The sequence below is a fragment of the Streptomyces sp. NPDC055189 genome, from assembly GCF_053606765.1.
In genome coordinates this window covers 26,103-45,218 of record NZ_JBSGSG010000068.1, presented here as the reverse complement: position 1 = coordinate 45,218, position 19,116 = coordinate 26,103, and the positions used below count along the sequence as shown (strand labels likewise).

General features: G+C 70.4%; 16 protein-coding genes. 3 read left to right on the top strand and 13 right to left on the bottom strand.

Translation table 11 applies throughout. The features are described 5' to 3' along the window. Positions 1 to 42: 42 nt before the first annotated feature. Complete coding sequence (locus ACWFR3_RS34310; protein WP_453738591.1) at positions 43 to 540, top strand: MarR family winged helix-turn-helix transcriptional regulator; 498 nt, start codon at positions 43 to 45, stop codon at positions 538 to 540. Positions 541 to 551: 11 nt separating this feature from the next. Here the strand turns inward: ACWFR3_RS34310 and ACWFR3_RS34305 are convergent, their stop codons facing one another. The 6 genes from ACWFR3_RS34305 to ACWFR3_RS34280 all read right to left on the bottom strand — a co-directional run bounded on the left by ACWFR3_RS34305 (position 552) and on the right by ACWFR3_RS34280 (position 6,750). Next, on the bottom strand, positions 552 to 1,559 hold the full coding sequence (locus tag ACWFR3_RS34305) for an ABC transporter substrate-binding protein (protein WP_453738590.1): 1,008 nt from the start codon (positions 1,557 to 1,559) through the stop codon (positions 552 to 554). Positions 1,560 to 1,575: 16 nt separating this feature from the next. Then, positions 1,576 to 2,355, bottom strand: a complete 780-nt coding sequence (locus ACWFR3_RS34300; RefSeq protein WP_453738589.1) for an ABC transporter ATP-binding protein — start codon at positions 2,353 to 2,355, stop codon at positions 1,576 to 1,578. A gap of 1 nt (position 2,356) precedes the next feature. Beyond that, on the bottom strand, positions 2,357 to 3,496 hold the full coding sequence (locus ACWFR3_RS34295; RefSeq protein ID WP_453738588.1) for a FecCD family ABC transporter permease: 1,140 nt from the start codon (positions 3,494 to 3,496) through the stop codon (positions 2,357 to 2,359). A 106-nt stretch (positions 3,497 to 3,602) separates the two neighbouring features. Next, the gene (locus ACWFR3_RS34290; protein WP_453738587.1) at positions 3,603 to 4,886 is read right to left on the bottom strand and encodes an MFS transporter; all 1,284 of its coding nucleotides are present in this window, start codon (positions 4,884 to 4,886) and stop codon (positions 3,603 to 3,605) included. Further along, positions 4,883 to 5,710: a Rossmann-like domain-containing protein gene (locus ACWFR3_RS34285; RefSeq protein ID WP_453738586.1), complete on the bottom strand. Its 828-nt coding sequence runs from the start codon at positions 5,708 to 5,710 to the stop codon at positions 4,883 to 4,885. The genes ACWFR3_RS34290 and ACWFR3_RS34285 overlap by 4 nt, the downstream gene beginning before the upstream one ends. Positions 5,711 to 5,760: 50 nt before the next feature. After that, a complete protein-coding gene (locus tag ACWFR3_RS34280; RefSeq protein ID WP_453738585.1) occupies positions 5,761 to 6,750 on the bottom strand; it encodes a pyridoxal-phosphate dependent enzyme in 990 nt (329 codons plus the stop codon). 180 nt (positions 6,751 to 6,930) lie between these two features. Between ACWFR3_RS34280 and ACWFR3_RS34275 the strand changes: the two genes are divergently transcribed. Further along, the gene (locus tag ACWFR3_RS34275) at positions 6,931 to 7,920 is read left to right on the top strand and encodes a GHMP family kinase ATP-binding protein (RefSeq protein WP_453738600.1); all 990 of its coding nucleotides are present in this window, start codon (positions 6,931 to 6,933) and stop codon (positions 7,918 to 7,920) included. On the opposite strand, the gene rbsD is transcribed toward ACWFR3_RS34275, so the two are convergent. The 7 genes from rbsD to ACWFR3_RS34240 form a co-directional block, all read right to left on the bottom strand. After that, positions 7,917 to 8,306 (bottom strand): D-ribose pyranase, encoded by a 390-nt coding sequence (rbsD, locus tag ACWFR3_RS34270; protein WP_453738584.1) that lies wholly within the window; start codon positions 8,304 to 8,306, stop codon positions 7,917 to 7,919. The two genes, ACWFR3_RS34275 and rbsD, sit on opposite strands and share 4 nt — an antisense overlap. Then, positions 8,303 to 9,304 carry a ribokinase gene (locus ACWFR3_RS34265; RefSeq protein ID WP_453738583.1) on the bottom strand — a complete coding sequence of 334 codons (1,002 nt, stop codon included), beginning with the start codon at positions 9,302 to 9,304 and terminating at the stop codon, positions 8,303 to 8,305. The genes rbsD and ACWFR3_RS34265 overlap by 4 nt, the downstream gene beginning before the upstream one ends. A 95-nt stretch (positions 9,305 to 9,399) precedes the next feature. Continuing rightward, the gene (locus tag ACWFR3_RS34260; protein WP_453738582.1) at positions 9,400 to 11,349 is read right to left on the bottom strand and encodes an ABC transporter permease/substrate-binding protein; all 1,950 of its coding nucleotides are present in this window, start codon (positions 11,347 to 11,349) and stop codon (positions 9,400 to 9,402) included. Beyond that, the gene (locus tag ACWFR3_RS34255; protein ID WP_453738581.1) at positions 11,339 to 12,976 is read right to left on the bottom strand and encodes a sugar ABC transporter ATP-binding protein; all 1,638 of its coding nucleotides are present in this window, start codon (positions 12,974 to 12,976) and stop codon (positions 11,339 to 11,341) included. The genes ACWFR3_RS34260 and ACWFR3_RS34255 overlap by 11 nt, the downstream gene beginning before the upstream one ends. Beyond that, on the bottom strand, positions 12,973 to 13,989 hold the full coding sequence (locus ACWFR3_RS34250) for a LacI family DNA-binding transcriptional regulator (protein WP_453738580.1): 1,017 nt from the start codon (positions 13,987 to 13,989) through the stop codon (positions 12,973 to 12,975). Before ACWFR3_RS34250 ends, ACWFR3_RS34255 begins: the two co-directional genes overlap by 4 nt. Positions 13,990 to 14,238: 249 nt before the next feature. Then, entirely contained in the window at positions 14,239 to 15,516 is a 1,278-nt protein-coding gene (locus ACWFR3_RS34245) for a DUF1266 domain-containing protein (RefSeq protein WP_453738579.1), read from the bottom strand. 138 nt (positions 15,517 to 15,654) lie between these two features. Continuing rightward, on the bottom strand, positions 15,655 to 16,869 hold the full coding sequence (locus ACWFR3_RS34240) for a hypothetical protein (RefSeq protein WP_453738578.1): 1,215 nt from the start codon (positions 16,867 to 16,869) through the stop codon (positions 15,655 to 15,657). 259 nt (positions 16,870 to 17,128) lie between these two features. Between ACWFR3_RS34240 and phsA the strand changes: the two genes are divergently transcribed. Further along, positions 17,129 to 19,045: an O-aminophenol oxidase PhsA gene (phsA, locus tag ACWFR3_RS34235; RefSeq protein WP_453738577.1), complete on the top strand. Its 1,917-nt coding sequence runs from the start codon at positions 17,129 to 17,131 to the stop codon at positions 19,043 to 19,045. Positions 19,046 to 19,116: the final 71 nt, after the last annotated feature.

The following is a 19,116-nucleotide window of genomic DNA, read 5'->3' as shown; positions in this document are numbered from 1 at the left end:
TTGTGCACAACTTAATGGCGTGTGCCAGGTACCCTGGATCCCATGACGTCATCGCCGACCGCCGTACCCCCCGGACCCGAGGGGCCCGACCAGCCCGACCTGCCCGATGCCGAGCTCCTGCGCCTCGACCACCAGGTCTGCTTCTCGCTGCACGCCGCCTCGCGCGCGTTCGGCGGCGTCTACCGCGATGCCCTCAAGGGCCTGGGCCTCACCTATCCCCAATACCTGGTCATGCTCGTGCTCTGGGAGGAAGGACCGCAGCCCGTCAAGGCCATTGGCGAGCGTCTGCGCCTCGACTCCGGCACGCTCTCGCCGCTCCTCAAGCGGCTTGAGACGGCCGGTCTCGTACGGCGTGAGCGCAGTGCCGCCGACGAGCGCTCCGTGACCGTTCGGCTGACCGGCGCCGGGGCGGAGCTGCGCGAGCGGGCCGTGTGCGTCCCGCGCCGGATCATCGAGGCGAGCGGTCTGACGGTCGAGGAGGCCCGTGCCCTGCAAGGTCTCCTCGGCCGTCTGACGACCGCGCTCGACGGGGCCCACTGAGCGGGCTCGGTTCAGCGCTTCAGCTCGCGCACGTACTTCCCGAACTTCTCCAGGCCGTCGACGTTGCGCGGCCCGCTGATGCCCTCGTTGTAGTCGAGGACGAAGAAGTTGTTCTTCTTCACGGCGGGCAGTTCCTTGGTGTGCGGGGACTTCTTCAGGAAGTCGATCTTCTTCTTGGCGGGCATGTCGCCGTAGTCGAAGATGATGATGACCTCGGGCTCGGCCTTGGCGACGGCCTCCCAGTTCACCTGGGTCCACCGCTCGTCGAGGCCGTCGAAGATGTTCTTGCCGCCGGCCGATTTGATGATGTCGTTGGGCGGGACCTGGCTGCCCGCCGTGAAGGGCTGGTCCGTGCCGGAGTCGTAGAGGAAGACGGGGACGGGGTCGTTCTTCGGCGCCTTGGATTCGACGGCGGCCACGCGCTTCTTGAGGCCGTCCACGACCTCGTCCGCCTTCTTCTCCACCCGGAAGATCTTGCCCAGGCGGTCCAGGTCCGAGTACAGGGCCTTGAACGGGGTGACCTTCTGCGGATGTCCGGGGTAGTTGAAGCAGCTCTCCGTGTGCATGAAGCTCTGGATGCCGAGCTTGTCCAGGATCTTCGGGGTGATGCCCCGCTGGTCGCTGAAGCCCGAGTTCCAGCCCGCGACGACGAAGTCCGACTTGGCCTCCACGACGAGTTCCTTGTTGAGCAGATCGTCGCTGAGCATCTTCACCTTGGCGTACTCCGACGCCCAAGGGGACTCGCTGACCGGCGGGTTGGCCGGGGGCATCACATAGCCGTGGACGTGCTCGGTCAGGCCCAGGCTGAACATCTTGTCCGCGCTGCCGCCTTCGTAGACCACCGCGCGCTGCGGCGTCTTGTACGTGACCGGCTCACCGCAGCGCTTCACGGTGACCTTCTCGGGTGCCGCGCCCCCTGCCTTGGAGTCCGATTCGACCTCCGCGCCGCAGCCGCTGAGCAGCAGGGCTCCCGCGAGCGCCGATCCGACGGTGATGCGTGTTCTGGGAATTCCGGGCATGTTGTCGTGGTGCCTTTCAGAGGGGAGCCGATGGGCTCAGTGCGTAGAGGAGTTGGGGGTCGCCGGTCAGGGGGTGGCTGATCACGCTGGCCTTGACGCCGAACACCTCGTCGACGAGCCCCGTGGTGAACACCTCTTCCGGCGTCCCGGCGGCCACCAGCGCGCCTTGGGACAGCACCCCGATGCGGTCGCACGCGGCCGCCGCGAGGTTGAGGTCGTGCAGGACGACGAGGACGGTGAGGCCCGAGCCCTTCAGGAGTGAGAGCAGCTCGATCTGGTGGCGTACGTCGAGGTGGTTGGTCGGCTCGTCGAGGACCAGGACCTGTGGTTCTTGCACCAACGCCCGTGCGAGGAGCACGCGTTGGCGTTCGCCGCCCGACAGAGTGAGTACGCCGCGATCGGCGAGCCGGGTGAGGTCGAGCCGGGCCATCGTGCGTGCGCACAGATCCTGTTCGCGGGCGCTGAGGGGCTGGTTCCCGCGCAGGTGGGGGGCGCGGCCCAGGGCGATGACCTCCTCCACCGTGAAGTCGAGGTCCACCGCGCCGTCCTGGGCCATGGCGGCGACGACCTGCGCGCTGCGGCGGGGCGTCAGTCGCGAGAGGTCGTCGTCGCCCACCCTGACCACGCCCGAACTCGGGCGCAGCGCGCGGTAGACGCACTTGAGCGCGGTGGACTTGCCGCTGCCGTTCGGGCCGACCAGGCCCACGATCTGTCCGCTGCCCACGTCGAGGGACAGGTCACGGACGAGGAGCTTGCCGTCGATGGTCACGGACAGGCCGTCCAGTGCGAGATCCATCTCAACGGCCCCCGAACATATAGCTCTTGCGCCGCATCAGCGCGACGAACACCGGCACCCCGACCAGTGCCGTGATGACCCCGAGCGGCAGTTCGCGCGGCGCCACGAGAGTGCGCGACACCAGGTCGACCCAGACCATGAACACCGCTCCGACCAGCGGCGCGACGGCGAGCACCCGCGCATGCGTGGCGCCGGCCACCATGCGTACGAGATGGGGCATGACCAGGCCCACGAAGCTGATCGCGCCGCTCACGGCGACCATGACGCCGGTGATCAGCGAGGCGAGCAGGAGCAGGCCCTTGCGGTGCCGGTCGGGGCTGATGCCCAGGCTCGTCGCGGTCTCGTCGCCGAGCGCCAGGACGTCGAGCGCCCTGCTGTACCGGTGGAGCACGGCGAGGCCGAGCAGCACGCAGGCGGCCACGACGGGCAGTGAACCCCAGCTCGCGGCGCCGAAGCTGCCCATCGTCCAGTACAGGACCATGCTGGTCGCCTCGCTGTCCGGAGCGAAGTAGATGATCACGCTCATCACGGCCTGGAAGCCAAGCGCCATGGCCACGCCCGTCAGGACGAGCCGCAGCGGCGAGAGTCCGCCACCGCGGCTCGCCGAGGCGGCGTACACGAGGAGGGAGGCGACGAGCGCGCCGATGAACGCTCCCGCCGACACCGCGTAGATGCCGAGCGCCGCGAGCCCGCCGGTGACCGTCACGCCGACCGCGCCGACCGACGCCCCGGACGAGACCCCGAGCACGAAGGGGTCGGCGAGCGCGTTGCGCACGAGCGCCTGGATGGCGACGCCGACCGCGCTGAGCCCTGCCCCCACAAGGGCCGCGAGGAGCACGCGCGGTGTGCGGATCTGCCAGATGATCTGATACGTCGTCACCTCATCGGCGTCGATGCTCCCGCCGCTCAGCGCCGCCCACAGCAGCCGGGCGGTGTCGCCCGGCGTGACGACGGCGGAGCCAAGGCCGATGGCCACGACGACGGAGGCGATGAGTACGAGGAGGAGCGCGGCACAGGTTGCCGCGAGGCCCGCTCGGGAGGCGAGTCGGCTTCGTATGCCTTTGGCGGGCGGATCCGGTGGCGGCGGCACGTCGGACGCCACGGCAACGGCTGCCGTGGGAGAGGGGGCGGGCGGGGACATGGCGTCGGGCCTTTCAAGTCGGTTCCGGCCCCGCAAGGGGCGCGGGGAACTGCGCGATCAACCCCCTCCGGCCCGCGGGTTCAGCACCGCGATTCCGGCGGAGGGCTCAGGCTGCGGGCTCCGTCTCCACCGTCGGCCCCTCGTCCACCGGGCCGGCCCGCATGACCAGGACCCCCGCCACCAGCGCCACGACCACCAGCGCCCCGAAGGTCACGGCGACCCCGGGGTAACCGGCGAGCCCGAGACCGAGCCCGCCCAGGCCCGCGCCCACGAAGACTCCGAGGCTCATCCCCGCGGAGTTCACGCTCAGCGCGGCGCCCCGCTGGGTCCCGCAGCGCCGGACGAGCAGGCTGACCACGCACGCGGCGACGACCGCGTGGCTGGCCGCGTGCAGGGACGTCATCGCCAGCGCGAGCGGCAGCCAGTGCGTGAAGTAGAAGCCCACGACCGAGACGAGCGCGGCGACCAGACCGGCGGCCAGCATCCGCTCGGTGCCGATGCGCGGCTCGGCGGAGTTCGTGATCCGGCCCGTGAGGAGATTGCTGACGAAGAACGACGCGCCGCTGAGCGTCCACACGAACGCGAAGAGCCCGGGGTCGAGGTCGAACCGGTCGTCGTAGTAGGCCGCGAGGTAGGAGAGGTAGCCCATGAACACGGCGGTGCGCAGCAGGGCGATGAGCAGCAGCGGCACGACACCCGGAATCGCGCCGAGCGCCTTGAACGAGGCGATGTAGCCGAGGCGTTGAGTGCCGGCCTTCTCCTCGACCGGCTTGTCCTTGCCGCGTACGAAGAAGACGGCCGCGAGGAGCAGCGACACTCCGGTCACGGCGAACAGGTCGCCCTGCCAGCCCCAGAACAGCGCGGGCAGCGCGATGACCGGCGCCGCGAGCATGGCCGTCATCGACTGGGTCGCCGTGACGAGTGTCGCAGCGCGCCCGGCGGCCTTGCCGGAACCGAAGCGGTCGGCGGCGGCCGCGGTCAGCGCCGGGTTGAGCACCGACGTACTGGCGCCGACCAGGAGGCAGAACACGGCCAGCAGGATGAAGTCCCCGCTCGCGCCGAGTGCGGCGGAAACGCCGAGCGCCGCGAGGCCGCCGGCCGCTGCCCACTCCTTGCGCACCCGGTCGATCAGCGGGGCGAGCGCGGTGCCCACGAGAAGGGCGGCGAGACCGCCGAGTCCGCGCAGGCCGCCGAGCGTGGCGACACTGCTGTCGGCGGCCTCGGCCATCGGCACCAGATACGTGCTGAAGACGGTGAACGGCAGCAGACCCACCGCGGACGCGACCAGGACGGGCCACAGCGTGCGGGCCATCCGCAGATCGCCCGGCACGGCTTCGTCCGGCCCGGCGGGCCGTGGATCCACCGCGGAACCCTTGGCGTCGACGCTCACGCCGCCTCCTTGTAGCGGTAGAGCGGCGTCTCGTCGGCGCTGAACTGCGAGAACGCGAAGGGCTCGGCGGACAGGCCGGTGACCCCTGCGGGCAGGAACGCGCGGGCCACGGCGCTGCCGCTCTGCGCGTACACCACCAGCGGCACCCCGTGCTCGCGGCAGTGCGCGAGGATCAGGTCGAAGGTGCCGTTGCTCAGCGTCATGCCGGTGGCGACCACGGCGTCGGCTTCCTTCAGGACCTCGGTCATGTCGTCGGTGATCCGGTCGCCCCACTGCGTCGTACGGAGATTGAGATCGCAGGGCAGGCAGACGCCGCCCCGCTCGCGTATCGCCGCGACAAGCGGGTTGACCACGCCGATCAGCGCCACCTTCGCGCCCGGCTCGATGTCGAGCAGCCCAGCGATGGCGGCGTCGCGCGCCTTCGCCCGGACCTCCGGGGTGCCGGTGGGCAGCGTGACGCGCTCGGCTTCGACGGCCTCCCGGTGCGGGCTCACCTGCGCGAGATAGGCGTCGAGCGCGGCGATGCGGACGGGCGTGGACTCGGCGCGCAGCAGCTTGCCGAGCGTGTGTCCCGAGGCGTTCTCGCAGAAGTCCGGGGCGAGTTCACCTGCCTCGAAGGAGCAGGCACCGAAGGCCGTGCCGACCCGGAGCAGCAAGTAGTGGTTGTGGTAGGTCACTTGGCTGCCCGCGAGACGGGTGGTGTTGTACAGCCAGAACGCGCTGGTGACGGAGAGGTCCTCGGGATCGGGGCCGTAGTCGCCCGCCAGGACGGCGTCGATGAGCTCCGCGACGTTGTGGGGTGTGCGCGGCTCGGGGTGTGACATGTGGAGTTCTCTCGATGTAGTGGTGGACGCGGTAAGTGGCTGTGAAGCGGTCACGGAAGGTCGGGCCAGGATGTGGTCGACCAGGGGTGCCTCAGTTCGTCGAGCGAGGTGATCTCATGCGGCTTCAAGGTGTCGATGTCCGGTGCCGACGCGTGTTTCGCGTAGGCGCTCTCGACATAGCGGTGACCGGTGTCCGCCGCGATGAAGACGTACGTACGGGAATCGTCGCGGCGCTGTTCCCAGAGAGTGGTCAGATAGGCGGCGCCGGCGGAGAGACCGGCGAAGATGCCGCTGGTTCTGAGGAGCGATACCGCGCCGGACACCGCGCAGTCGAAATTCACCCAGTGCACGCGGTCGTACGCCTCGTGCCTGACGTTCTCGAATTCGATGGCGCTGCCGATCCCGGCGATGATCATGTCCGGGTCGGCGACGTGCTCCGAGCCGAAGGTGACGCTGCCGAAGGGCTGTACGCCGACGAGTGAGACGTCCCGGCCCGCGGCCCGCAGATATCCCGCGACGGCGCCGGTGGACGCCCCCGAGCCGACCCCGCCCACCAGGGCGAGCGGCCCTTCGGGGACCTCGGCGTCGATCGTCCCGGCCACGTCGCGATAGCCGTAGTAATGAATGCCGTCGTGGTACTGCCGCATCCAGTGGTACGTCGGATTCGCCTCGAGTATCTCGGCGATGCGCCGCACTCTCAGCTCCTGGTCGAGCCGGAGATTCTTGGACGGCCGCACCTGTTCCAGCGTGGCGCCGAGTATTTCCAGCTGGATGCGCAAGGTACGGTCCACGGTCGTGGAACCCACGATGTGGCACTTCATTCCATAGCGGTGACAGGCGAGCGCCAGGGCCTGTGCGTAAATGCCGCTGGAGCTGTCGATGAGGGTGTCGCCGGGTTTCACGGCACCCGAATCCAGCAGATGGCGGACCGCTCCCAGAGCCGAATAGATCTTCATCGTCTCGAACCGGAGACAGATCAAGTCCGGTGCCAGGGATATGAGATCGGGTTTCTTCACCGCTTCGGCTATGTGGTCGTGCATGGCTGCCCTCTGCCCCCTGTGGTCATTGCCCCGCGCCGGGTTCATTGCCCCGCGTCGGTCGACGAGCCGAGAGCATCACACTAGATGAAAATGATTGTCAAGATGGTTAGGGCTGTGGCAGCCTGTGGCTCCGAGGGCGTCGGAACGTGACGTCGGGGCGTTGAGAGGAGACCTGTGAAGCTGTCCCAAGAGGCCGGGCCGCGGCCCCGTCCGGCGGGTGCGCGAGAAGCCGGAATCGGAGTGGGCGCCGCCTTCGGGACCTTCGGCGAGCTGCTGCAGGGTGTGCTGCCGGAGGCGGACGGGGACTTCCTGGTGACGTTGCCCGTCGCGCGGTGGACGATGGCCACGTTCCGCCGGGGGCCCGGCTTCGGGGATGTGGTGGTACGGCCCGCGGGCAAGACCAAGGCGCTCCGGCTCGCGCGCGCGATATGCGAGTTGGCGGAGCGGCAGACAGGGGTTCGGGCCGGCGGAACGCTGCACGTCAACAGCGTCATCCCCGAGGGCAAGGGCCTCGCGAGCTCATCGGCCGACCTGGTCGCGACCGCGCGGGCGATGGGGCAGGCCCTGCGCGTCGACATGCCGCCCGCCAGGATCGAGCGGCTGCTCGCGGACATCGAGCCGACGGACGGGGTGCTCTACCCGGCGATCGTCGCCTTTCACCACCGCACCGTGCGGCTGCGCGGTGTCCTCGGGTCACTCCCGGTCATGGCCGTGGTGGGGATCGACGAGGGCGGCTCGGTCGACACCGTCGACTTCAACCGCATCCCCAAGCCGTTCACCCTGGCCGACCGCCACGAGTACGCGCGCCTGCTCGACCGCCTCTCCTGTGCCGTCCGCCGCGGCGACCTCGCGGAGGTCGGCAGGATCGCCACCCGCAGCGCCCGGATGAATCAACTCCTGCGTCACAAATGGACGTTGGAGCCGATGCGCGAGATCTGCCGGGAGGTCGGCGGCCTCGGTGTCGCCGTCGCGCACAGCGGCACGACCCTCGGCATCCTCCTCGACACCGGTGACCCCTCGTACACGCAGCGCGTCAGTGCGGCGGCGCAGGCGTGCGGGGAACTGGTGGGCGCGGGGCCGGTGGGCGGAGGTTCCGGGGGCGGTGTGACGGTGTACCGGACGCTGAGCTTTCCCGGCGGGGCGGCCGGGGTCGCGAAACGCCCGGCCTAGAAGAACACCCCGCACCGCAGCAGCACGTTCGCGTACGGAGTGGCCTCACCGGTGCGCACCACCAGGCGGGCCGATGCCGTACGGAGCTTGAGCTCTTCGTGCGGGATCAGGGTGAGGGGCGTGACGCGGGCGGCCAGGAGCCCGGCGGTCGCCGGGTTCGCCTCCTGGGCCTCCGTCGCCGCGGTCCCGCCCTCGGTCACCAGCTCGGCGAGCAGCCCGTCGAGCACCTCGGCGAAGGAGGGGACGCCCGCCCGGAACGCCAGGTCGACGACCTTGGGGCCCGGCGGTATGGGCATGCCCGCGTCGCAGATCAGGACGGTGTCCCCGTGACCCAACTCGGCCAGGGCGCCGGAGAGATGGCGGTTGAGGATGCCGTTCTTCTTCATGCGGACGGCACCTCGGCCCCGTCGGAAGTCCCGGCCCCGTCGGAAGTCCCGACCGCGCCGGACGCCTCGACCTCGCCAGAAGTCCCGATCTCGTCGGACGTGGGGTACGACTCCTGCGCCCCCTGCCGGGTGACCGACGCCGCCCCGACGCGCGCCGCGTACGCCGCCGCCGTCGGGAGATCCTCGCCCAGGCCGAGGCGCCAGGCCAGGGCCGCCGTGAACGCGTCGCCCGCGCCGGTCGTGTCCACCGCGGCCACCTTCGGGCTCGGCACGGCGACGGGGGAGCCGCTGCCGTCCGCCGTCAGCGCTCCGTCCGCGCCCAGGGTGATCACCACCGAGCGGGGGCCGAGGGCGAGCAGTGCCCGCGCCCAGTCCGCGGGGGTGTCCTCGGGCGCCGCGCCGTCGCCCAGGATGTAGCGCGCCTCGTGCTCGTTCACCACCAACGGGTCGCAAGCCGCCAGGACTTCGCGCGGCAGCGGGGCCGGCGGCGAGGGGTTCAGGACGAAGCGGGCGGCGGCCGGCAGCGTCCGTACGAGCTCGGTGACCGACTCGACGGGGATCTCCAGCTGGGTCGAGATCACCCGGGACGCGGCGAGCAGACTGCCCGCCGCGCGGATGTCCTCGGCGGTGAGCCGGGCATTGGCGCCCGGCGAGACCACGATGCTGTTGTCGCCCGATGGGTCGACGGTGATCAGCGCGACGCCCGTGGGCGCCCCGCCGACCAGGACGCCGACCGTGTCCGCGCCCGCCGCGCGCTGCGAGTCGAGCAGGAGCCGGCCGTGGGCGTCGTCGCCGACCCGCGCGAGCAGGGCGGTACGGGCGCCGAGGCGGGCCGCCGCGACCGACTGATTGGCGCCCTTGCCACCGGGATGCGTGGCGAGGTCGGAGCCGAGGACCGTCTCGCCGGGGGCGGGGCGGCGCTCGACGCCGATCACCAGGTCGGCGTTGGCCGACCCGACGACCAGGAGGTCGTACGTGGCGTCGTCATGGTCGTTCATCGGTGGATCCAGCTCCTGCTCTACGGGGGGTGACGGCGATGGTGGGGTTACGCGACCCCGGGCGGGATCGTGCGACCCCGGGCGAGGGCGGGGCGTCAGGAGAAGTCGGCCACGTTCTTCTCCGTGACCACCTTCACCGGCACCTTCACCATCGTGTCGACGTCCTTGCCGCGCACCGCCTTGACCGCGTTCTGCACGGCGATCCGGCCCAGCTCCTTCGGCTGCTGCGCCACGGAGGCGTACAGCGTGCCGCCCTCAACGGCCTTGAGACCGTCGGGAGTTCCGTCGAAGCCCACCACCGAGACCGACTTGCCTGCCTTGCCGCCCAGCGCCTTGGCGGCACCGAGGGCCATCTCGTCGTTCTCCGCGAATACACCGTCGATGCCGGGGTTGGACTGCATGAGGTTCGTCATGACGTCCAGGCCCTTGGTGCGGTCGAAGTCCGCGGGCTGGGAGGCGACGACCTTGATGCCGGGGTACTCCTTGATGCCCTCGGCGAAGCCCTTGCCGCGCTCGCGGCTCGCCGACGTGCCCGCGACGCCTTGCAGGGTGACGATCTTGCCCTTGCCGCCCAGCTTCTCCGCGAGGGTCTTCGCGGCGAGCTTGCCGCCCGCGACGTTGTCGGAGGCGACCAGCGTCGCCGCCTTCGCCTTGTTCACGCCGCGGTCGGCGGCGATCACCGGGATGTCCGACTTGTTGGCGCCGCGCACCGCCGGGCCCACCGCGTCCGAGTCGACCGGGTTGACGATGATCGACTTCATGCCTTCGCCGGTGAAGTTCTGCAGCTGGTTGGTCTGCTGCGACGCGTCGTTCTGCGCGTCCGTCACCGTGAGGTCGATGCCCGCCTTCTTGGCCTCCGCCTGCGCGCCCTCCTTCATCTGGACGAAGAAGGGGTTGTTCAGGGTGGAGAGCGACATGCCGACCTTCGTGGTCGTGCCGGACGAGGAGTCCTTGTTGAAGAACGAGATGCCGCCGATCACGGCCGCCACCAGTACGGCCGCCAGCCCCACCTTCAGGATCTGCGGCCCCTTCTTCCCGCCACCGGCTGCCGCGCCCGTCGAGGCTCCGGGCGTCGCCCCGGCCTTGCGGCGCAACGTGTCGAGCAGCACCGCGAGCGCGATGACGACACCGATCACGACCTGCTGCCAGAAGGCGGACACCGAAAGGAGGTTGAGGCCGTTGCGCAGGACCGCCAGGATCAGCGCGCCGATCAGGGTGCCGGACGCCTTGCCGACACCGCCCGCCAGGCTCGCGCCGCCGATGACGACAGCGGCGATCGCGTCGAGCTCGTAACCCTGCGCGGCCTGCGGCTGCGCGGAGACCAGACGCGAGGCGAGAACGATGCCCGCGACGGCGGCGAAGAGCCCCGCCAGGCCGTAGATGACGAGCTTCTGCCGCTTGACGCGCAGGCCGGAGAGGCGCGCGGCCTCTTCGTTGCCGCCGATCGCGTACATGGAGCGGCCGATGTACGTACGGCCCAGGATGAGGGCCGTGAGCAGACCCATCACGATCATCACGATGACCGGGACGGGCAGCCAGCCGCCGATCGTGTCACCGAGGTTGGAGACCGAGTCGGGGAACGGGATCGGGCTGCCCTGCGAGATCACCAGGGAGAGACCGCGGGCCACCGAGAGCATCGCGAGCGTCGCGATGAACGGCGGGAGCTTTCCGTACGAGACGAGCAGGCCGTTGACGAAGCCGCACGCTATGCCGGTGCCGACGGCGAAGATGATCGCCAGCCAGACCGGAAGCCCTTGTGAGGTCGCCGTCCAGGCGAGGACGGTGGCCGAGAGCGCGGCCACCGAGCCGACCGACAGGTCGATGCCCGCCGAGACGATGACGAAGGTGACGCCGAACGCGAGGATCGCGGTCACGGCGGCCTGCACGCCCACATTGAGCAGGTTCTGGGTGGTGAGGAAGTCGCCGGACAGTAGCGACATCGCCACCAGGAGTACGACCAGGGCGCTCAGCGCGCCGTTGTCGAGCAGCACGCGGCGGAGACCGGTGGCGCCACCCGCGTTGCTCTTCAGCGTTTCAGTGGCCACGGGAGGCCTTCCCTTCGGTTGCTTCGTCTGTCTGAACTGCCGTGTCGCTGCCCGTACTGCTGACGGCGAGTGCCATCACCGCGTCCTGCGTGGCGTCGCCCGCCGCGAGTTCGCCCGCGATGCGGCCCTGCGCCATGACGAGCACGCGGTCGCTCATGCCGAGGACCTCGGGCAGATCGCTTGAGATCATCAGGACCGCGTGCCCGGAGGCCGTCAGTTCGTTGATGAGCTGGTAGATCTCGACCTTCGCGCCCACGTCGATGCCGCGCGTCGGTTCGTCGAGGATCAGCACCTTGGTGTCGGCGAGCAGCCACTTGCCGATGACGACCTTCTGCTGGTTGCCGCCGGAGAGCGTGCGCACGTGCTGGCCGATCCCGGCCATCCGCACGCCGAGCTGCTCGGCGATCCTTGCCGCCGCGACGCGCTGGCCCTTGAGGTCCACGAGCCCGGAGCGCGTCGCCGAACGCAGCGTCACCAGGCCGAGGTTCTCCTGCACGGAGGCGTCCAGCAGGAGCCCTTGGCCCTTGCGGTCCTCCGGTACGAGGCCGATGCCCGCGCCCATCGCGGCGATCACGTCATGCCGGGGCAGCCGCTCGCCGCGTACGTCGACGGAGCCCGCGTCGTACGGATCGGCGCCGAATACGGCACGTGCCACCTCGGTCCGGCCCGCCCCGACGAGCCCCGCGAGGCCGACGACCTCGCCGGCCCGCACCTCGAAGCTGACGTCGTGGAAGACGCCGTCACGGGTGAGGCCGTCGACGGTGAGCAACGCGTCGCCCGTGTCGGGGCGTTCGCGCGGGTACTGCTGCTCGATGCTGCGGCCCACCATCAGCCGTACGAGCTCGTCCTCGGCGGTCGACGCGGGCACCTGGTCGACGCTGCGGCCGTCGCGCAGGACGGTCACGCGGTCGCCGAGGGCCGCGATCTCCTCCAGGTGGTGGGTGATGAAGACGACGCCGACGCCGTCCGCACGCAGTTGCCGCACGATCGCGAAGAGCTTGTCGACCTCCTCGCTCGTCAGGACCGCCGTCGGCTCGTCCATGATCAGGACGCGGGCCTGCAGGCTGAGCGCCTTGGCGATCTCCACCATCTGGAGCCGGGCGATGCCCAGTTCGCGCACCTTGGCGCGCGGCGACACCTGTACGCCGACCCGCTTGAGGAGTTCCCCGGCGGCCGACTCCATCGCCTTCCGGTCGATCATCCCGAAGCGGCGAGGCTGCCGGCCCAGGAAGATGTTCTCGGCGACGGTGAGGTCGGGTACGAGGTTGAACTCCTGGTAGATCGTGGCGATGCCGAGCCGTTCGGCGTCCTGCGCGCCGTGGATGCGGGCTTCCTTCCCGTCCACGAGGATGCGGCCGCTGTCGGGGCGGTAGGCGCCGGAGAGCATCTTGATGAGCGTGCTCTTGCCCGCGCCGTTCTCGCCGAGCAGGACGTGCACCTCGCCGCGGCGCAGGTCGAAGTCGACGGAGTCGAGCGCGACGACGCCGGGGAAGGTCTTGCGTATGCCTTCGATCCGCAGCAGCTCGGCGGCGTCGTGGCCGGGCTCGGGGACGCGGTCGGTGGTGCCGTCGGTGGTGCCGTCGGTGGTGCCGTCGGTGGTGCGCGGCAACTCGTCCGGGTTGCTCACGTGGTGCTCCTCTGGTCGGTGGGGGACTCGCCGCAGGAGCGGCGTACGACGAGGCGGGCGGGCAGGGTGACGGACTGCGGGCGCCTGCCCTCTATCCGGTCGACCAGGGCCTGTACGGCGGCCCGGCCCAGATCGCCGGTCGGCTGGGCGATGGCGGTGATCGGCGGATCGGTGTGCACGAACCACGGGATGTCGTCGAAGGCCGCAAGCGCGATGTCGTCCGGGACGCGCAGGCCGTGCGCCCGGATCGCGTCGAGCGCGCCGAGCGCCATCAGGTTGTCCGCGGCGAAGATCACGTGGGGCGGCTCGGGCAGCGCGAGGAACCGCTCGGTGGCCCGGCGCCCGCTGTCGGCCTGGAAGTCGCCCTGCCCGATGTAGCTGTCGGGCAGCGGAATCCCGTACGTGCCGAGGGCCTCGCGGAAGGCCTCGACGCGCTCGCTGCCCGTCGTGGTGGCCGCGGGCCCCGCGATGATCGCGAGCCTGCGGTGGCCGACGGCGTGCAGGTGGGCGACCAGGTCACGGATGGCTTCGCGGCCGTCGGCGCGGACGACGGGGACGTCCACGCCGGGGATCCAGCGGTCCACGAACACCATCGGGGTGCTGGAGCGCGCGGTGTCGAGCATCAGCGGGGAGCCGCCGTCGGTCGGCGAGACCAGGAGCCCGTCGATGCGTCGGTCCAGGAGGGTGCGTACGTGGTGGTCCTGCAGCTCGGGCCGCTCGTCGGCGTTGCCGATGATCACGCTGTAGCCGAGCGCGCGGGCCGCCTCCTCGACGGAGCGGGCCAGGGCCGTGAAGTACGGGTTCAGCACGTCGCTGATGACCAGGCCGAGCGTGCGGGTCTGGTCGGTGCGCAGTGAGCGGGCGACGGCGTTCGGGCGGTAGCCGAGGCTCTCTATCGCGGCGATGACGCGGGCACGGGCCGCCGGGCTCACCGAGGGGTGACTGTTCAGGACGCGCGAGACCGTGGCGACGGACACGCCTGCCTCGGCCGCGACGTCCTTGATGCTCGCCATCGCCGGTCCACCTCCTTGTGGAATCGATTACACGGAGGATTGGAATCGATTACACGGGTGGGTGGCAAGACCCTGGAGGGGCAGCGAGACCAGATTGTGATGCGGGGTGCTCAGGTGAGCGGAGGGGGCGGGGGTGCTTCTCGGGTCATGGACCGGGGCACTTGAACGGCATCCGGCGGATCACGTGTACGGCGCCCGGCGGGTCACCTGGACCGTGCCCGCCGGACTACGTGAACCGCACCCGCCCGATCACGTGAACCGCACCGTCAGCCACGGGCTGTCCGGGTCCGAGACCAGCTCGCGGTGGGCCTGGAGCACCGTCGTGTACCAGTCGCCGAACTGCTCCTCGTCGAAGTGCAGGCAGCGGCCGAGGACGTATCCCGCGGAGAACTCCTCCCAGGAGGCGTACGCCGCCCGGGCCGCGTGGCTCGCACGCTCGACGGCCGATTCGAGCTCCGCGTGCGTCGCGTACCGGGCGCCGCGCCCCCAGCGGGCCATCTTCGAGGCGCGCCCGATGTCCCAGGCGGCGACGGTACGGACGTGGCCGTCGGGCGGCAGGAGATCGTCGGCGCGGAAGCGGGACTCGTAGCGGATGATCTTTCCGACGAGGCCGCGCAGCGCGGCCACAAAGTCGTCGAGTTCGGGGTCGTGGCCCGGCTTGTGCGGGGCGTCTGGTCCTTCGCTCTCGAGGACGCGGTTGCGGATCGTCACCTCCACGCACTGGCGCCACAGCTCCGGGTCGACGCGCGGGCCGAACTGCTCGATCAGGGACGTACGGGCGCCGAGGACGAAGTCCCAGTACCACGGGCTGACTTCACGGCTCAGGAGCTGCTCCTGCATGCCGAGCCAGTCCTCGCGACTGTGTACGCCCCACCACTCCTCCAGTCGCTCGACCTCGGAGTTGTAGCCCGCGCCGTGCCAGTCCAGGGTGTTCCATGCGTCGCCGTTGGCGAAGCAGAGGTGGGCGCCGCAGGCCAGGCCGTGCAGCAGGGCGGGGGACCGCGGGGCGCCGGTGCGGCGGGTTTCGATGCGGTCGTGCAGGCGGCCGTCGACGTAGTGGTCCGCGTGCAGGTCGGCCCAGACGTCCCGTTCCTCGTCGGTCGTCAGGTAGAACTGCTGGCAGGGCGTGGCCGCGTTGACCACCAGGAGGTCGATGTCGTCGGGGAGTTCGGCGGCGAGCGTGCCGAGCGTGACGAACTCGTAGACCACCTCGGGGTGCGGGCGCGGGAGCAGCCCGGCGGTGTACATCTGCGCGATCCGGCGCCCGTCGGGAAGGTCGACGGTCAAGACCGGCCGCTCGCTCGCGCCCGGCTCGACATCGGCGACGGACACGGGGCGGTACAGGCCGGTGACGGCTATCGCCCGCAGGTAGGTGTACCCGTCGTCCGCCTCGCACAGCTCGTACAGGTGCTCTTCGAGGTCGGCGGGCGCCTGCCAGGGGGTGCCGTCGTCGGGCGCTTCGGCGTAGGGGAAGACGTCGTCGTGGTACTCGTCCTCGTACTCGTCCTCGGCTGCCGGGGCGTGCATGGGGCGTCTCCGTATCCGTTCCGGGGGGTGCCGCGCGGGGTCGATCTTGAACCGTAGCGGATGACGCGGCGGCGTAACGAGGCGAGTTGGCGGCCCCCAGCGGCCCCCAGCGGCCCCCGGCGGCTCCCTCGCCCCCGGTCAGGACCCCGCCGCGTCCATGGCCCTTCGCTCCAGCTCCGCGAGGCGTGCGTCGGCGGCCGCGCGACCCTGATCGGTGTTCTGCAGCGACTTGTGCAGACGCTGGGCCCGGATCGCCTGGGTGTAGTCGCCGATCAGCGTCAATTCGTCCCGCAGCACTGCCAGTTGGGCCGGATCGGGGCCGGTGTCGTCCAGCTCGCGGATCAGGTAGGCGCGAGCCGCCTCCACCATCCCCTGCTCGCGCGCGAGCTCCAGCCAGGTGGATTCCGGCTCGTCGTCCGGGTCGGTCCCGTAGTTGGAATCGTCGAACGAGCGCGCCCAGTCCTGTACTTGACCGGCCTCCTCCGGAAGCCCGGCCAGACCGCACCAGGTGTCGTACGTCGTCTCGTGGACCTCGCGCAGCAGGGGCAGGTCCTCGGCGAGGCAGTGCAGCCCCACCAGGACTACGGCCAGGCGCAGTTCGTCCGACATGGGGGCGTCGGCCTCGTGCTTGAGGAGGTGGCGCAGGAGAGCGCGGTCCGTGTTCCGCCGGTCGAACTGCGCGGCGCGCAGCGCGGCCACCCGGCGCGCCCGGTCCACCGCCACGCCGTCCCAGACCGTGCGGTCGCCCGTCCGCAGCAGGGCCAGGTCGGTGCGGCCCCTGGCGAGCACCTGCTCCCACAGGGGCGGGCGCGGGTGCGGATCGAGGCGCTTGTACGCCAGATGCTCGACGGCGTTGAGGAGCAGGTGGTCGGGTTCGGTGCGCAGGAGCGCCGCGTGCAGGCGCGCGACGAGCTGTACGGGGGAGCGCTCCGGAAGCCCGAGCGCGGCCCGCAGCTCGGCGCGGTGCGCGTCGAGGTCCGGCACGCAGTCCTCGCGGAAGTCGCCCTCCGTGTCGGCGATCTCGGCGAGTATCCGCGCTTCGCCGTCGGTCGGTGACAGGCTCACGTAGTCCTGCCAGCCGGGCAGTCCGACGAGGATCTCCAGGGCCTCGTCCACGCTGTTCCCGATGATCCCGGCGGACCCCTCGGAGTCGGCGTACAGCACGGATCCGTCCCCGCAGACGAAATACGTTCCCCCGGAATCGTCCCCCGCGATCGGTTCGAGCGGGCCGCCGGACGCGAGGCGGACCTCTTCGACGTGGTCCGCGCGGGACAGGTCGAATGCGAAAGGGAACGCGGCCAGCTCGGCCAGACGCGGGTCCTGTCGCAGCAGACGGAGTGCACGTTCGGTCATGCTCCGAAAGTAACAGCGGTCACTGACGGCAGACCCACAACAGGACTACCCGATTCCATATGCGGTTTCCGATCCCTTTCTTGCGGAATGGGGGATTCGTGGAACTTGGCTCAGGTGCCGCGAGTCTTCTGTTGTAGAGGGCGGTCACTGACCGGGCCGCCCAACCGGCCGCAGGACAGAAGCCATTGCATCTGCACTGATCAACGGCACTGATGAACGGCATGGATCAACCGCATTGAGCGACACGGGGGTGTTCGACTTGACCGACATCATTGAGCGCGTCACGGACCGACTGACGGGAACGCCGGGCGGCGCGGAGGCGACGGCGGCAGCGGGGGAGCTGACGCCGTACGTCACACCGCTGCCGGTGCCGCCGGTCCTGCGGCCGGACTCCGTGGACGTACGGGACGAGACCGACGTGCCCGTGGAGACCGAGGTCGCGCTGCGCCCGGCCTGGATCCGGCTGCACCCGCAACTGCCGCCGACCCTGATGTGGGGGTACGACGGCTGCGTACCGGGCCCGACGATCGAGGTGCGGCGCGGGCGCCGCGTGCGGATCGCCTGGACCAACCGCATCCCGAAGGGCAGCGAGTATCCCGTCACGTCCGTGGAAGTGCCGCAGGCCGATCCGCGGCCCAGCACCCTGCCGGGCCGCGCGGGCGTCGAGCCGAACAAGGACGTGGCGGCGCTGCCCGCCTGGTCGGTGACGCATCTGCACGGCGCGCAGACCGGCGGCGGAAACGACGGATGGGCGGACAACGCGGTCGGATTCGGCGACGCCCAGCTCTCCGAGTATCCGAACGACCACCAGGCGGTCCAGTGGTGGTATCACGACCACGCCATGAACATCACCCGCTGGAACGTCCAGGCGGGTCTCTACGGCACGTATCTGGTGAGGGACGACGAAGAGGACGCGCTGCACCTCCCCTGCGGGGAGCGGGAGATCCCGCTGCTGCTCGCCGACCGGAACCTGGACACGGACGAGGACGGGCGTCTGAACGGCCGCCTGCTGCACAAGACCGTGATCGTCCAGGAGAAAAACCCGGAGACGGGCAAGCCGGTCTCGGTGCCCTTCACGGGCCCGTACAGCACGGTCAACGGCCGCATCTGGCCGTACGCGGACGTGGACGCGGCCTGGCACCGTTTCCGCCTGGTGAACGCGTCGAACGCCCGTATCTACGATCTTGTCCTCGTCGACGAGGACAACAACCCGGTGCAGGGCGTCATGCACCAGATCGGCAGCGACGGCGGCCTGCTGCCGCGTCCCGTGCCGGTGGACTTCGACGACGCGCTGCCCACGCTCACCGTCGCCCCGGCCGAGCGGATGGACCTGCTGATCGACTTCCGCGCGCTGGCGGGCCGGCGGGTGCGGCTCGTGAACAAGAGCAGGGCTCAGGCGCCCGGAGTGCCGGACCCGGCGAACGACGTGCGTTATCCGCAGGTCATGGAGTTCCGCGTGCGGGACGCCGAATGTGAGGACCCCTTCTCGCTCCCGGAGGTCCTCTCGGGTTCGTTCCGCCCGCTGAGCCACGACATCGAGCACGGCCACCGACTGATCGTCCTGACGCCGCCCGCCACGAAGGGCGGTGGCGGTCACCCGGAGATCTGGGAGATGACCGAGGTCAAGGACGCGGGCGGCATCCAGGTGCCGACCGAGGGAGTCATCCAGGTCAAGGGCGCTGACGGGAAGACCAAGACGTACCGCAGGACCGCCCGCACCTTCAACGACGGCCTCGGCTTCACCATCGGCGAGGGCAGCCACGAACAGTGGAGCTTCCTGAACCTCGCGGTGAACCCGCCGGTGACCCACCCCATGCACATCCACCTGGCCGACTTCCAGCTGCTCGGCCGCGACGCCTACGACGCGTCGGGCTTCGACGTCACCGTGGGCGGCACCCTGGCCCCGATCAGCTTCGACCCGAAGAAGGAGATTCCCCTCGCCCCGAACGAGCGGGGCTGGAAGGACGTCTTCCTGGTTCCCGGCGGTCAAATGCTGCGGGTGATGGGCAAGTTCGACGGCGCGTACGGCCGCTTCATGTACCACTGCCACCTTCTTGAGCACGAGGACATGGGCATGATGCGCCCCTTCGTGGTCATGCCGAAGGAGGCCCTGAAGTTCGACCACGGGGCGGGGCACGGGGGCCACGGGGGCCACGAAGGAGGTCACACGGGCTGACTGAGGCCGCGGACGGCCGGCCGGTTCCGCAGGTCCTCGGAACGGACCAGCGGACGCCGGCCGTCATGCAC

What these genes read in the sequence shown, in the direction of transcription:
- ACWFR3_RS34250 (WP_453738580.1), bottom strand. Translation starts at nt 13,989, where the DNA reads ATGGCGAGCATCAAGGACGTCGCGGCCGAGGCAGGCGTGTCCGTCGCC.
- ACWFR3_RS34280 (WP_453738585.1), bottom strand. Translation starts at nt 6,750, where the DNA reads ATGCACGACCACATAGCCGAAGCGGTGAAGAAACCCGATCTCATATCC.
- ACWFR3_RS34295 (WP_453738588.1), bottom strand. Translation starts at nt 3,496, where the DNA reads ATGTCCCCGCCCGCCCCCTCTCCCACGGCAGCCGTTGCCGTGGCGTCC.
- ACWFR3_RS34265 (WP_453738583.1), bottom strand. Translation starts at nt 9,304, where the DNA reads ATGAACGACCATGACGACGCCACGTACGACCTCCTGGTCGTCGGGTCG.
- ACWFR3_RS34240 (WP_453738578.1), bottom strand. Translation starts at nt 16,869, where the DNA reads ATGACCGAACGTGCACTCCGTCTGCTGCGACAGGACCCGCGTCTGGCC.
- ACWFR3_RS34245 (WP_453738579.1), bottom strand. Translation starts at nt 15,516, where the DNA reads ATGCACGCCCCGGCAGCCGAGGACGAGTACGAGGACGAGTACCACGAC.
- ACWFR3_RS34310 (WP_453738591.1), top strand. Translation starts at nt 43, where the DNA reads ATGACGTCATCGCCGACCGCCGTACCCCCCGGACCCGAGGGGCCCGAC.
- rbsD (WP_453738584.1), bottom strand. Translation starts at nt 8,306, where the DNA reads ATGAAGAAGAACGGCATCCTCAACCGCCATCTCTCCGGCGCCCTGGCC.
- ACWFR3_RS34305 (WP_453738590.1), bottom strand. Translation starts at nt 1,559, where the DNA reads ATGCCCGGAATTCCCAGAACACGCATCACCGTCGGATCGGCGCTCGCG.
- ACWFR3_RS34285 (WP_453738586.1), bottom strand. Translation starts at nt 5,710, where the DNA reads ATGTCACACCCCGAGCCGCGCACACCCCACAACGTCGCGGAGCTCATC.
- ACWFR3_RS34300 (WP_453738589.1), bottom strand. Translation starts at nt 2,355, where the DNA reads ATGGATCTCGCACTGGACGGCCTGTCCGTGACCATCGACGGCAAGCTC.